The organism is Pseudomonas sp. TWR2-1-1, from assembly GCF_049897045.1.
In the GTDB taxonomy this organism is placed as follows: Bacteria; Pseudomonadota; Gammaproteobacteria; order Pseudomonadales; family Pseudomonadaceae; genus Aquipseudomonas; species Aquipseudomonas versuta.
On the sequence record NZ_JAFCVM010000006.1, the window covers coordinates 50013 to 63174 of the forward strand.

The following is a 13162-nucleotide window of genomic DNA, read 5'->3' on the forward strand; positions in this document are numbered from 1 at the left end:
GCAGTGCTGAGTGCCGAGCTGAAAGCGTTTTACCGGGTGGCCCAATTGGGCAGCATTACTCAGGCAGCGAAAAAGCTCGGGCTTAGCCAGCCGACCGTGACCACGCAGATCCGTCAGCTCGAAAGCCAGTACGCGGTGGAGCTGTTTTACCGCGGCGGTCGGCGCCTGACCCTCAGCGATGAAGGCGTGCGTTTACTGCCGATGGTGAAGGCGCTGATCCAGCAAGAAGCCGACATAGAATTCTTTTTGCGCAATAGCGGTCATGGCACCGGCACCCTGCGCATCGCCGCCACCGCCCCGTATTACATCCTCGATCTGGTGAAAACCTTTCGCGAGCGCCTGCCGCAAATTGAAGTGTCGGTGGATATCGGCAATTCGCAGCAAGTGCTCGAAGCGCTGGACGAATACCGGGTGGATATCGCCGCCTCCTCGCAACTGATGGATGACCCGAGGCTGATTCGCCGGGTGCTGGGGACCGATCCGCTGGTGCTGGCGGTGCATCGCAACCACCCGTTGGCCAAGTTCGATCACGTGCCGCTCAGCGCGCTGGCCGGGCATTGTCTGCTGATGCGCGAACAGGGTTCGACTACCCGCAGACTCACCGAGCAATTGCTTGCCGGCGCCGGTGTCGGCTTTGGTCCACTGTTGGAAATCGGCAGTCGGGAGTCGATTCGCGAGGCGGTGTTGCGCAACATCGGAATCAGCATCATCGCCCGCCAGGAAGTGCCCCACGATCCGCAACTGCGGGTGCTGACCCTCGAAGGTGCGCCGCAAATTGCTGAATACCTGTACTGCCTCAAAGAGCGCAAGTCCGCGCGCCTGCCTGCGGCCTTTTTGGGCCTGGCACAGGAAATGGCCCCGGCCTGAGCGAATACCCCAACCTGTAGGAGCGAGCTTGCTCGCGAGCCGTTCCAGGAGCTCGCGAGCAAGCTCGCTCCTACAGTCACCCCATCCAAAAACCACCAATACCTCTATCGGCAGAATTTGCCTTACTGCCACATCCTGTACGCATTGCGTCTCTAGGATGAGCCCCATCTGCTTGATGAGGTGCATCCATGAACAGCTCGAACGCAACCGCTTTGACCCAACCGGGCGTGCCAATGAAGGTGCGCAATGTGAGCAAGCGCTTTGGCGCTTTCAATGCGCTGGATGATGTATCGCTGGAGGTCGCGGCTGGCGAGCTGGTGTGCCTGCTGGGGCCGTCCGGGTGCGGCAAGACCACCCTGCTGCGCTGCATCGCCGGGCTTGAACGCCAGGACAACGGTGTGTTGTATCTGGGTGATCGCGATGTGTCTGACCTTGCACCTCAAGCCCGTGACTACGGAATTCTGTTCCAGTCCTACGCGCTGTTCCCCAATCTGACAGTCGAAGCCAACATTGCCTACGGCCTGGCCGGCAGCAGTCGCGACGTGGTGCGCAAGCGGGTGGCGGCCATGCTGGAACTGGTGGGCCTGACCGGCAGCGAAAAGAAATTCCCCGGCCAGCTCTCCGGCGGCCAGCAGCAGCGCGTTGCCCTGGCCCGCGCCCTGGCACCGTCGCCTTCGCTGTTGCTGCTCGATGAACCCATGTCGGCGCTCGACGCCCGGGTACGTGAGCATTTGTGCACCGAGCTGCGCCAATTGCAGCGCAGCCTGGGCATTACCACGCTGATGGTGACCCACAACCAGGACGAAGCAATGCTGATGGCCGACCGCATTGCCGTGATGAACAACGGCAAGGTTGAGCAATACGCCACCCCGCAGGAAATCTACGACAGGCCGGCCACTCCGTTTGTGGCCGAGTTCGTCGGGCAAGGCAACTGGCTGCCCTTCGAGCGCAACAGCGCCACCCACGCCCGGGTCGGCGGCATGAACATGCGTTTGGCGGACGATGCCGGGCGTGCCGCATCGGGCCGCCTGTTCTGCCGCCCCGAAGCCATCAGCGTCAATCCGCTGCTGCACCAGGAGAACCTGTTCCCGGCGCGGGTGCGCGAGATCACCTTCCTGGGCAATCGCTGCCGCATGAGCTTTGAGCTCAACCATTTGCCGGGCCATGCGCTGACTGCTGAAGTCGGCAGCCAGGACCTGCCGCGCCTTGGCGCCCCGGACATCTTTGTCGCCTTGCCGCCAAGCAGCCTGCAGGTGTTTGCCTGAAATGGCCGCTGAAATGGCCCTGCCAGTGCCCGGCAAAGTGATCCCTAAAACCTCCAGCGCAGAACTCGGCGACAGGATTTTCGTGGTCGGCGGCAAGCTGCTGCTCTTGCTGCTGCTGGGTGTGGCGGTATTGATGCCATTGCTGGCGATCTTCTGGCGCGGCTTCAGCGCCGAGGATGGCCAGGGCGGTGGCTGGGTGGCGGCACGGGAGCTGGTGACCAGCGACAATTTTCACTGGCTGGTGGGTAACAGCCTCAAGGTATCGCTCAGTGTGGCAGCGATTGTGGTACCGCTGGCCTACCTGTTTGCCTACGCACTGCAACGCACCATGATCCCCGGCAAGCGCATCTGGCGCGGCCTTTCGTTGCTGCCGCTGATGGCCCCTTCGATGTTGCCGGGCATTGCACTGGTGTACCTGTTTGGTAATCAGGGCATGTTGCGCGGGCTGATTTGCGACAACATCTATGGCTTCTGGGGCATCGTGCTGGGCGAGGCGATTTACACCTTCCCCCACGCCCTGATGATTTTGCTTTCAGCACTGTCCTTGGCCGATGCGCGCTTGTTCGACGCGGCATCGAGCATGGGGGCAGGGCCCTTCAAAGCCTTTCGCAGTATCACCTGGCCTGGCACCCGCCAGGCGGTGTTCGCCGCCTTCTGCCTGGTGTTCACCCTGACTATCACCGACTTCGGCGTACCGGTGGTGGTGGGGGGCGATTACCAGGTGCTGGCGCTGGAAGCCTACAAGGCCGTGGTCGGACAACAACAATTCGGTCGCGGTGCCTTGATCGGCATGGTGCTGCTGTTGCCCGCGCTGTTCAGCTTCGCCGTGGATGCCTGGCTGCGCCGCCAGCATGGCGACTCGATGAGCGGGCGGGCCCAGGTATTCAAACCACTGCCTTCGACAGTACGTGATCGCTGTTACCTGGCCATTGTGTTGCTGATTTGCGCCACCTTGTTACTGGTGTTCGGCATGGCGGTGTACTCGTCACTGGTCAAGTTCTGGCCGTACAACTTGTCGCTGTCGCTCAATCACTACCAGTTCAACGACACGGCAGGCGGTGGCTGGCTGGCCTACCGCAACAGCGTGACCATGGCGTTGTGCGCGGCACTGATCGGCAGCGTGCTGATCTTCACCGGCGCGTACCTGATGGAAAAGAGCAACGGCCAAAAAGGCCTGAATCTGGCACTGCGCATGCTCAGCTTCGTACCGATGGCGGTACCGGGTCTGGTCCTGGGCCTGGGCTACGTGTTCTTTTTCAACCTGCCGGGCAACCCGCTGCATGTGCTCTACGGGACGATGACGCTGCTGGTGGTGTGCACCATTGCTCACTATTTGACCACCGCGCAAATGACCGCGACCACTGCCTTGCGCCAACTGGACAGTGAGTTTGAAGCCGCCGCGCTATCACTGAAGGCGCCGCTGTATCGCCACTACTGGCGCGTCACCGTGCCGATCTGCCTGCCCGCGTTGCTCGACATCGTGCGCTACCTGTTCGTCTCGGCCATGACCACGGTGTCGGCGGCGATCTTCCTCTACAGCCCCGACACCATCCTCGCGGCGGTGGCGGTGCTGAACATGGACGATGCCGGCAACGTTGGCGGCGCGGCGGCCATGTCGACCCTGATTCTGTTCACTTCGGCGGGCGTGTCCCTGCTGCTGGCCTGGGCTTCACGCGGCTTGCTGCGCCGCTCCCAGGCCTGGCGCCAGGGCGCACCTGCGCAATGACCCGTGCCAATCAAAGCCTGCCCCCTACAACCAAAAGGAACCGCACCATGTTCAAGCCGCTTGCCCTTGCCGCTGCTGTCCTCACGGCTTTTAGCTTCAACGCCTTTGCTGCCAAAACCGAGTTGACCGTGTACACGGCCCTTGAAGCCGAGCAACTGAAAACCTACAAGCAGGCTTTCGAGAAGGCCAACCCGGATGTCGAGATCAAATGGGTACGTGACTCCACCGGCATCATCACTGCCAAGTTGCTGGCTGAAAAAGCCCGCCCGCAAGCCGATGCAGTGTGGGGCCTGGCCGCCTCCAGCCTGGCGATTCTCGACCAGCAAGGCATGCTGCAAAGCTACGCGCCCCAGGACCTGGCCAAGATCGGCGCCAACTACCGCGACCCGGCCAACCCGCCGGCCTGGGTGGGGATGGACGTGTGGGCCGCGACCATTTGCTTCAACACCATCGAGGCGCAAAAGCAGGGGCTGAGCAAACCGGTGAGCTGGCAAGACCTGACCAAGCCTGAATACAAAGGCAAGATCGTGATGCCCAACCCGGCGTCCTCGGGTACCGGTTTTCTGGATGTGAGTGCCTGGCTGCAAACCTTCGGCGAGAAGCAGGGCTGGCAGTTTATGGATGAACTGCACCAGAACATCGGCCAGTACGTCCATTCCGGCTCCAAACCTTGCAAACTCGCGGCTTCCGGCGAGTTCCCGATCGGTATTTCGTTCGAATACCCGGCTGTGCAGCTCAAGCGCCAGGGTGCACCGCTGGACATCGTGTTGCCCAAGGAAGGCCTGGGCTGGGAAATCGAAGCCACCGCCCTGATCAAGGGCACACCCCATGAAGAGGCGGCGAAAAAGCTGGCCGACTTCTCTGCAAGCCCGGCGGCGATGGAGCTTTATAAAGAGAACTTCGCCGTACTCGCACAACCCGGCATCGCCAAGCCGCAGACCGAACTGCCAGCGGACTACGAGCAGCGCCTGATCAAGAACGACTTCGCCTGGGCTTCACAGAACCGCGACAGCATCCTGGCCGAATGGCGCAAGCGCTATGACGGCAAGTCCGAGAAAGTGGCGCAGTAATTTTCTCAACACACACAACTTGTAGGAGCGAGCTTGCCTCGCGAGCTTTTCGTGACCGCAACGAACAGCGCGCGAGCAATCGAGCGTCGACCGACTGCTCCTACAGAAGCCCGCTGCATCAGGACATGCTTATGACTCGAACAATCCTTATCGTCGGTGCCGGCATTCTGGGCCTGTCCCATGCCTTTGCTGCCGCAAAGCGCGGGCTCAAGGTCCAGGTTTTTGAGCGCAGCGCCACGCCGCTGGGCGCCTCCGTACGCAACTTCGGCATGGCGCTGGTGACCGGCCAGCCGCCGGGAGAGATGCTGGACCTGGCCCGCGCCAGCCGCGAGATCTGGGCTGGCTGGGCGCAGCAGGCAGGTTTCGATCTCAAGCAAAACGGTTCGTACCTGTTCGCCCGTACCGAAGCCGAAGAGCACCTGCTGGATGCCTTTTGCCAAGGCCGGGCCCGCGATTTCGGCTACCGCGCCGAGCTGCTGCGCGGCGCCGATCTGGACCGGCTGTACGGCGGCCAGTTCAGCCATCATCGCGCCGCACTGCACGGGCTGGATGACCAGCAGCTGTTGTACTCGCGCGAAGCGATCCCGGCGTTGATCGGGTACCTGCAACGCGAGCTGGGCGTAGAGTTCCACTTCTCGACCCTGGTCAGTGAAGTCGAGCCGGGCTACGTCCATACCACTGCCGGCAGTTTTAAAGGCGCGCAGGTGATTGTGTGCTCGGGGCATGACTACCAGACCTTGCTGGCTGAACCGCTGGCCAGCCTCGATCCGCATATCTGCCGTCTGCAAATGCTGCGTGTGCGGCCCAAAATTGATTTGCAGCTGCAACATGCGCTGATGACCGGCCTCAGCTGTGTGCATTACGGCGCCTTTGCCGACTTGCCGGAAGCGGCAGCGGTGCAGGCCGAGATCCTGCGCGACAGCCCGCATCTGGATCGGCACGGGATTCATCTGCTGGTCAGCCCGACCCCTTACGGGGACCTGATCATCGGTGATTCCCACGATTACGGCCGTGATCCGTCGCCATTCAATGGCGAGCAGGTGGACAACTGGATGCTGCAACTGTGCGAACAAACCCTTGGCTGTGAAGTGCAGGTGGTTGAGCGCTGGCAGGGCGTCTATGGTGCCCGGGGGGCCAAACCCTTTACCTGGCTGCAAGTGGCCCCCGGGCTGAGCGCCGCGTTGATGCAAACCGGGGTGGGCATGAGCGTGGGCCCGGCGATGGCCGAGGGCAATATTGCCCGAATGCTGGAGGCGTTGTGATGACAGATGCGCAGCAAGTGGTGGATGAGGTTTTTGGCCTTTACCGCCAGTACGGTACCGATGATTACATTGGCGAGCCGGTATCGCAGATTGAACACATGTCCCAGGCGGCGCAGCTTGCGCTCAGCGAGGGCTGTGACGATGAGGTGGTACTTGCCGCGTTCTTTCACGACATTGGGCATTTCTGTGGCAAGGATGCGAAGAACATGGACGGTTATGGGGTCGTCAGTCATGAGCGGGTCGGGGCTGATTACTTGCGCCGAGCAGGCTTCAGCGAACGGATGGCCAAGCTGGTGGAATACCACGTACAGGCCAAACGCTACCTGACTCTGCGCCAGCCCGGGTATTACGACCTGTTGAGTGAAGCCAGTATTCGTACCCTGGGCTACCAGGGCGGGGTGATGAGCGAGTCAGAAGCCGATGCCTTCGAGCAAGACCCGCTGTGCCAGCTCAGCTTGCGCATGCGGGTCTGGGATGAACAAGCCAAGCAAATGCACGTGCCGGTCATCGACCTGCAAATCCTCAAGGACAAGGCCGTGCGGCTGCTGGCCAGCTGACCTTTTGGCCCTTTTGGCCCTTTTGCCCTATTGACTCTTTGCCCCTTTGCCCATGACCTGTAGGAGCGAGCTTGCCTCGCGAGCTTTTAACCGCGGTCATGAAGAGCTCGCGAGCAATCGAGCGTCGACCGGCTGCTCCTACAGGGGGTGGTCAGATCTGTTGAGTCAGTAGTCCGATCTGTTCTTGCCGTTCGGTCTGGCTCAGTTTCGGGTGCGGGTTGAGCGATGACCATTGCGGGTGCGCCCGGGCTTTGTTCAGCGCTTCTGGCAGTTTGCCTTCGCGCCAGGTTTTGTCTTGCGGGGTGGCAACCTTGATGCTGTCCACCGCCGCATGCCCGCGAGCGTTGAGGGCATGCAGCAATTGGCGCTGACGCAAGGCCAGCAATCGCAGCACGCTGTCATCCACGGTCAGCTCGCGCTGGCCCTTGAGTTTGCCCAGCAGGCGGCTGCCATAGCTGCGCGCGGTTTGCAGGGCGCCGCCGGCTATGGCCCCGGCCAGTGCTGCCGCGCCCAGCGTCAGGCCGCCGACCATCAAGTCCACTCCCGCACCGGCAGCGGCGCCTGCGGCAATCCCGCTGCCCACGCGTACCCCCAGTTGCTTGAGGGTTTCGGGGTTGAACAGGTCATCGCCCCAGCGGCCGTCCAGCAATGGCAAATCACTGGCCGCGGCATCGCTTGCGCGAAATCCGTAGAGTTTGAGCAAGGCTTCAACGCAGCGCTGTTCCCGTTGCCGGACTGCCTGGCGCAATTCGTTGATGGCCTGTTGCTCGGCGTCTTTTTCGCTGACCACGCTGCGGCGACAGGCGGCACAGTCGATCAACAGTTCAGCGATCAGGCGCAAGGCACTGTGCTTGCGTGCTTCGCGTTGTGCCTGCTGGTCGGTAATCAGGCGCTGCAAGGCCTCGCGTGAATGCTCCAGCAGCAGCGCCAGGCTCTCGTACAGTCTGCGCTCGCCGTCTTCGGGCGGGGCCACGCTGTCAAATCGAACCAGTGCATGCAGGCCGAGGCGGGCCAGGGCTTCGCGCCATTCAGGTTCGCGATGCTGCGGGCTGCTGACAAAATTCAGCACCGCCAGCAGCGGCTTGCCACAACTGGCCAGCACGCTGAGTTCGTCGCGGTACTTGGCCAGCACCGGTTCGCGGGCGTCGATGACATACAGACCGGCGTCCGAGGCCAGCAGTTGGCGCAGCACTTTGGCTTCCTGCTCAAAACGCTGGCGCGCCTCGCTGCCTTCCAGAAAACGCGCCACCCGTGCCGGACCATCGAGGCGTTCGCCGGGACGGTCGAGGCGCTCCAGGTAGTCGAGCAGGGCGATGGCGTCTTCCAGTCCGGGCGTGTCGTACAACTCCAGCAGCGGCTCGCCGTCCACCGACAGCCGCGCGCCTTCGACATGGCGAGTGGTGCTGGGACGATGGGACACCTCGCCAAACCCGACATCCCGGGTCAGGGTGCGCAGCAACGAGGTTTTGCCGACATTGGTGTGGCCGACCACGGCCAGCGTCAGTGGCTTAGTCATGGCCTGTCTCCAGCCAGTTCAAGGGGGCGCTGGTGGCGAACGGCAGCTCCAGTTGTTGCAATGCGTTATGCCAGTCGCTCAGCCGGTCAGCGTCCAGTGCCTGGCCGGGTGGCGCCTGCAGCAGCCAGATGCGGGTCTGGGCGGCACTGCGCGCCAGTTCGCCAATCAGTGCCAGGCTGCCGCGATCCGGGGATCGGCGCGGGTCGCAGGCGATGGCCAGGCGGGCCGGCGGGAAGCGGGTCATTTGTTCCAGCAGCCGTTGCCGGGACTCGCGGCTGTCGAGGATGCCTGCGTCCTTGACCGAGGCGGGCAGTTTGGGCGGCCAGGGGTGTTGATCGTCCAGCTCGATGGCGACGATCAGCGCGCCATCGGTTTGCAGGTCGGAGTGCCCGGCCTGCACGTTGTGCAGGTGTTCGGGGGCCAGATCGTTGACGCCCAGACGCTCGCTGCTGGGCATCAAGCGCTCGCGCAACTGGCTGTAGCCCGGCAGGTTGAGGTCCAGTTGCAGGGCGTTGCGCCCGTGTTTCCAGCGCCACAGGCAGAATGCTGCCAGCAGCAGGCGCGGTATCACGCCGTAAAACAGCACTATGCCCACCAGCCAGACCGCCCAGGCCTGACGCAGCAATTCGCTGTTGTAGCGGGTGTCAGTGCTGACGCGAATCATCTCATCGGTCGGCACGCCGAAACCCAGCCAGCCCGGCAGCGCGCCGAGACTGCGGGTGACGGCAACAAACACATCCGGGCTCAAAATGGTGGTTTCCCAGATAAAGCCATACCGGCGGGTGGCCATGAGCAGCAGCATCATCAGCAGTGCGCTGAGCATTGCCAGCAGCCACAGGCCATTGACCAGCGAACCGAGTGCCCAGCGATTGAGTTTGTGGCGTTGCAGCAACAGCAACAACGCAGGTGCCAGTTGTGCGGCCTTGGCGTCGCGGGCGAATTTTTCGCTCAGCCACAACCAGAGCCGGCCCAGGCTGGCGCCGTGTTCACCGGCAAACAGCAGGCCCAGAGCCCAGCTCAGCAGCAAAATCAGATTGAGCCCGAGCAAACTGCCCAGCGCCCAAAATACATTGACCGGGTTTTGCCCGTCGCCCAGGGCGGCAAAGGCAAGCCCGGCACCACTGATCACGGCCAGTACGGCCAATACCAGCAGCGCCAGCCGGGCGCCTTGCAGCCAATGCTGCATGGCGCCGAGCAAACCATCGCGTTCGGCCAGCCACAGGGCACGGTTTTGCAAGCGTGTGGATAAGTCACCGCCAGCCGTGCGGGCGCGGCGGCTGGCTTCCAGATCGTCCAGAGGGCCCGCGTGTTCTTCGCGCAGGCGCACGGTTTCGGTCAGCCAGAGGCGGTGCAGGGGGGGAAGTTGAGTCACGCGACATTCCATTCAAGTGTGCCAAGAGCATAACCGCTGTTACGTCGGACCGGGTACTGCTGGCGCGGGCGGCTCTGGTATCCTCGCGCCCATGAAAAAATCACTCCCCCTCAGCCTGATCGCGGCACTTGGTGAAAACCGCGTGATCGGCGTCGACAACAGCATGCCGTGGCATTTGCCGGCGGATTTCAAATATTTCAAGGCCACCACCCTGGGCAAGCCGATCATCATGGGTCGCAAGACCTGGGATTCCCTGGGCCGCCCGTTGCCGGGCCGCTTGAACCTGGTGGTCAGTCGTCAGACCGGCCTGCAGCTTGAAGGTGCCGAAGTTTTTGCATCACTGGAGGCCGCCGTTGAGCGGGCTCAAGCGTGGGCGCAGGAGCAGGGCGTGAGCGAAGTGATGCTGATCGGCGGCGCACAACTGTACAGCCAGGGGCTGGCGGATGCTGACCGGCTGTATTTGACGCGGGTGGGCCTGAGCCCGGAAGGCGATGCGTGGTTTCCTGAGTTTGATCAGGCGCAATGGAAGTTGGTATCGAATGAGCCGCACCCGGCGGCGGATGACAAACCGGCGTTCAGCTTTGAGGTGTGGGAAAAAATCTGAGGGTTCTCACCTGCCCTGTAGGAGCGAGCTTGCTCGCGAGCTCTTGAAAAGCTCGCGAGCAATCGAGCGTCGACCGACGCTCCTACAGGGGTAAGGGTGATGCGGTGTTTAGGCGTGCGCCAGATCACCGTGATCGTCTTCAGCCAGAATGGCCTTGTCGGTCTGGTGCAGGATCTGGCTGGTCACCGTACCGGCTACCATCGAACCGCTGACGTTGAGTGCCGTACGGCCCATGTCGATCAACGGCTCGACCGAAATCAGCAACGCCACCAGCGACACCGGCAAGCCCATGGCCGGAAGCACGATCAGGGCGGCGAAGGTTGCACCGCCGCCCACGCCTGCCACGCCAACCGAACTCAAAGTCACAATCGCTACCAGCGACGCGATCCACACCGGGTCCAGCGGGTTGATGCCCACTGTCGGTGCAACCATCACCGCCAGCATGGCCGGGTACAGACCGGCGCAGCCGTTTTGACCGATGGTGGCGCCGAACGAGGCGGCAAAGCTGGCGATCGAGGACGGAATCCCCAGGCGACGGGTTTGCGCTTCGATGCTCAGCGGGATGCTGGCCGCGCTCGAACGGCTGGTGAAGGCAAATGTCAGTACCGGCCAGACCTTACGGAAGAAGCGCAGCGGGTTAACCCCGGATACCGACACGATCACGCCGTGGATCACAAACATCAGCGCCAGGCCGATGTAGGACACCACCACAAAACTGCCGAGCTTGATGATGTCTTGCAGGTTGGATGTGGCGACCACTTTGGTCATCAGGGCCAGCACGCCGTAGGGGGTCAGCTTCATCACCAGACGCACCAGACGCATCACCCAGGCTTGCAGGGTGTCGATAGCGCTGAGGATTTTTCCGCCTTTTTCCGGCTCGTCCTTGAACAGTTGCAGTGCGGCAATCCCCAGGAAGGCCGCGAAAATCACCACGCTGATGATTGACGTCGGCTTTGCTCGGGCCAGGTCGGCAAACGGGTTCTGCGGAATGAACGACAGCAGCAGTTGCGGCACATTGAGATCGGAAACCTTGCCCGCGTAATCACTCTGGATCACTTGCAGGCGGCTCATTTCAGCGGCACCCGCGACCAGGCCGTCAGCCGTCAGGCCGAACAGGTTGGTCAGGCCGATCCCGACCAGCGCTGCGATCATGGTGGTGAACAGCAGTGTGCCAATCGTCAGAAAGCTGATCTTGCCCAGTGACGAGGCGTTATGCAGGCGCGCCACGGCGCTGAGGATCGAGGCGAACACCAGCGGGATCACGATCATTTGCAGCAGTTGCACGTAGCCGCTGCCGACTAGATCGAACCAGCCGATGGAGGTCTTCAAGGTCGGGCTGTCGGCGCCATAGACCAGGTGCAGGCCCAGGCCGAACAGCACGCCGATAACCAGCGCCAACAAGACTTTTTTCGCCAGGCTCCACGCGGTGTGGCGGGTCAGCGACAAGCCGAACAGCAACGCGAGGAACACCAGCAGATTGAGGATCAGCGGGAAATTCATGAAAGCTCCGAGGGACGACTTGTACCAGTCTTGGGTTGTAGCGATTTCGAACCGGAAATCCTAACAGGTTGATATATCTACAAATATACCGTTGTGGAATGACTACCTTGGTTTTGGGAATAAGCGAGTGCCGCGATTAGAACGTCAGCTGTCGTGCTCGCGTTAAAACTGTCACGCAGGTTTGATAGCGTCGATGCCTTTAAATAGGAGCATAGCTGATGAACCTGAGCATAAAGTTGATCGCTGCAACCCTGTGTCTGGGCCTTGCCGGTCAGGCCATGGCCACGGACTTGAAGCACTGGCCGGCTGATCAGGCCAAACAACTGGAGGCCATGATCGCGGCAAATGCGAACAAGGGTAACTTTGCAGTCTTTGACATGGACAACACCAGTTATCGCAACGATCTGGAAGAAGTGCTGCTGCCCTATATGGAAAACCGCGGCCTGATCACCCGTGACAGCCTCGACCCCTCGCTCAAGCTGATCCCCTTTAAAGACACGGCCGACCACAAGGAAAGCCTGTTCAGCTACTACTACCGCTTGTGTGAAGTGGACGACATGGTCTGCTATCCATGGGTGGCACAGGTGTTTTCCGGGTTCACCCTGCAGCAACTCAAGGGCTACGTGGATGAGCTGATGGCCTCGGGCAAGCCGGTGCCGGTGACTTACTTTGAAGGCGACACGATCAAGACGTCCGAGGTCCAGCCGCCCAAGGTGTTTACCGGCCAGGTCGAGCTGTTCAACAAATTGATGGAGAACGGCATTGAGGTGTACGTGATGACGGCCGCCTCGGAAGAGCTGGTGCGCATGGTCGCGGCAGACCCCAAGTACGGCTACAACGTTAAACCGCAAAATGTGATTGGCGTAAGCACCCTGCTCAAGGACCGCAAGACCGGCGAGCTGACCACCGCGCGTAAACAGATCAGCGCAGGCACCTACAACGAAAAGGCCAATCTCGGACTGGAACTCACGCCTTACCTCTGGACCCCGGCGACCTGGATGGCGGGTAAACAGGCGGCGATCCTGACCTACATCGACCAGTGGAAAAAACCTGTGTTGGTGGGTGGCGATACCCCGAGCAGTGACGGCTACATGTTGTTTCACGGGGTGGACGTGGCCAAGGGCGGGGTTCATCTGTGGATCAACCGCAAGGACAAATACATGACCCAGCTGGAAGGCATGATGGCCAAGAACGCTGCGGCGCAGGCCAAGGAAGGGTTGCCGGTCACGGCGGACAAGAACTGGGTGATCGTCAAACCGGACCAGATCCAGTAACAGGCTTGCACAACCCTTTGGGAGTAGCTGGCTTGAATCGATCCGCATCGCCGGCAAGCCGGCTCCCACAGTGGATTTGTCCTGAATATAAAAGCAGGGACTCTGCCTACCCTGTGGGAGCTGGCTTGCCAGCGATTCAGGCGATCGGG

11 protein-coding genes are annotated in these 13162 nt (G+C 61.6%); 8 read left to right on the forward strand and 3 right to left on the reverse strand.

Annotated elements, in window-relative coordinates; genetic code table 11:
- The first annotated feature begins 3 nt into the window (after window positions 1-3).
- The 6 genes from ACP7BO_RS16325 (at window position 4) to ACP7BO_RS16350 (ending at window position 6747) form a co-directional block, all read left to right on the forward strand.
- Window positions 4-867 carry a LysR family transcriptional regulator gene (locus ACP7BO_RS16325; RefSeq protein ID WP_426211459.1) on the forward strand — a complete coding sequence of 288 codons (864 nt, stop codon included), beginning with the start codon at window positions 4-6 and terminating at the stop codon, window positions 865-867.
- Window positions 868-1055: 188 nt separating this feature from the next.
- Window positions 1056-2132, forward strand: coding sequence for a putative 2-aminoethylphosphonate ABC transporter ATP-binding protein (locus ACP7BO_RS16330; RefSeq protein WP_426211461.1), 1077 nt, complete (start codon window positions 1056-1058; stop codon window positions 2130-2132).
- Window position 2133: 1 nt separating this feature from the next.
- Complete coding sequence (locus tag ACP7BO_RS16335) at window positions 2134-3858, forward strand: putative 2-aminoethylphosphonate ABC transporter permease subunit (protein WP_426211463.1); 1725 nt, start codon at window positions 2134-2136, stop codon at window positions 3856-3858.
- A 47-nt stretch (window positions 3859-3905) separates the two neighbouring features.
- Window positions 3906-4928 carry a putative 2-aminoethylphosphonate ABC transporter substrate-binding protein gene (locus ACP7BO_RS16340; protein ID WP_426211465.1) on the forward strand — a complete coding sequence of 341 codons (1023 nt, stop codon included), beginning with the start codon at window positions 3906-3908 and terminating at the stop codon, window positions 4926-4928.
- Window positions 4929-5059: 131 nt separating this feature from the next.
- Window positions 5060-6190 carry a TIGR03364 family FAD-dependent oxidoreductase gene (locus tag ACP7BO_RS16345; protein ID WP_426211467.1) on the forward strand — a complete coding sequence of 377 codons (1131 nt, stop codon included), beginning with the start codon at window positions 5060-5062 and terminating at the stop codon, window positions 6188-6190.
- Window positions 6190-6747, forward strand: coding sequence for a phosphonate degradation HD-domain oxygenase (locus ACP7BO_RS16350; protein ID WP_426211469.1), 558 nt, complete (start codon window positions 6190-6192; stop codon window positions 6745-6747). The genes ACP7BO_RS16345 and ACP7BO_RS16350 overlap by 1 nt, the downstream gene beginning before the upstream one ends.
- Before the next feature lie 151 nt (window positions 6748-6898).
- Here the strand turns inward: ACP7BO_RS16350 and ACP7BO_RS16355 are convergent, their stop codons facing one another.
- Both ACP7BO_RS16355 and ACP7BO_RS16360 read right to left on the reverse strand, forming a co-directional pair.
- Window positions 6899-8263, reverse strand: a complete 1365-nt coding sequence (locus ACP7BO_RS16355; RefSeq protein WP_426211471.1) for a GTPase/DUF3482 domain-containing protein — start codon at window positions 8261-8263, stop codon at window positions 6899-6901.
- Entirely contained in the window at window positions 8256-9635 is a 1380-nt protein-coding gene (locus tag ACP7BO_RS16360; RefSeq protein WP_426211473.1) for a DUF2868 domain-containing protein, read from the reverse strand. Before ACP7BO_RS16360 ends, ACP7BO_RS16355 begins: the two co-directional genes overlap by 8 nt.
- 91 nt (window positions 9636-9726) lie before the next feature.
- On the opposite strand from ACP7BO_RS16360, the gene ACP7BO_RS16365 reads away from it, so the two are divergent.
- Window positions 9727-10239, forward strand: coding sequence for a dihydrofolate reductase (locus tag ACP7BO_RS16365; protein ID WP_397455462.1), 513 nt, complete (start codon window positions 9727-9729; stop codon window positions 10237-10239).
- Window positions 10240-10347: 108 nt separating this feature from the next.
- Here the strand turns inward: ACP7BO_RS16365 and ACP7BO_RS16370 are convergent, their stop codons facing one another.
- Window positions 10348-11739, reverse strand: a complete 1392-nt coding sequence (locus tag ACP7BO_RS16370; protein ID WP_060696555.1) for an L-cystine transporter — start codon at window positions 11737-11739, stop codon at window positions 10348-10350.
- A 218-nt stretch (window positions 11740-11957) separates the two neighbouring features.
- Here ACP7BO_RS16370 and ACP7BO_RS16375 point away from each other — a divergent pair, with 218 nt between their 5' ends.
- Complete coding sequence (locus tag ACP7BO_RS16375) at window positions 11958-13013, forward strand: haloacid dehalogenase-like hydrolase (protein ID WP_426211475.1); 1056 nt, start codon at window positions 11958-11960, stop codon at window positions 13011-13013.
- Window positions 13014-13162 lie beyond the last annotated feature (149 nt).

What these genes read in the sequence shown, in the direction of transcription:
- ACP7BO_RS16330 (WP_426211461.1), top strand. Translation starts at nt 1,056, where the DNA reads ATGAACAGCTCGAACGCAACCGCTTTGACCCAACCGGGCGTGCCAATG.
- ACP7BO_RS16335 (WP_426211463.1), top strand. Translation starts at nt 2,134, where the DNA reads ATGGCCGCTGAAATGGCCCTGCCAGTGCCCGGCAAAGTGATCCCTAAA.
- ACP7BO_RS16340 (WP_426211465.1), top strand. Translation starts at nt 3,906, where the DNA reads ATGTTCAAGCCGCTTGCCCTTGCCGCTGCTGTCCTCACGGCTTTTAGC.
- ACP7BO_RS16345 (WP_426211467.1), top strand. Translation starts at nt 5,060, where the DNA reads ATGACTCGAACAATCCTTATCGTCGGTGCCGGCATTCTGGGCCTGTCC.
- ACP7BO_RS16350 (WP_426211469.1), top strand. Translation starts at nt 6,190, where the DNA reads ATGACAGATGCGCAGCAAGTGGTGGATGAGGTTTTTGGCCTTTACCGC.
- ACP7BO_RS16355 (WP_426211471.1), bottom strand. Translation starts at nt 8,263, where the DNA reads ATGACTAAGCCACTGACGCTGGCCGTGGTCGGCCACACCAATGTCGGC.
- ACP7BO_RS16365 (WP_397455462.1), top strand. Translation starts at nt 9,727, where the DNA reads ATGAAAAAATCACTCCCCCTCAGCCTGATCGCGGCACTTGGTGAAAAC.
- ACP7BO_RS16370 (WP_060696555.1), bottom strand. Translation starts at nt 11,739, where the DNA reads ATGAATTTCCCGCTGATCCTCAATCTGCTGGTGTTCCTCGCGTTGCTG.
- ACP7BO_RS16375 (WP_426211475.1), top strand. Translation starts at nt 11,958, where the DNA reads ATGAACCTGAGCATAAAGTTGATCGCTGCAACCCTGTGTCTGGGCCTT.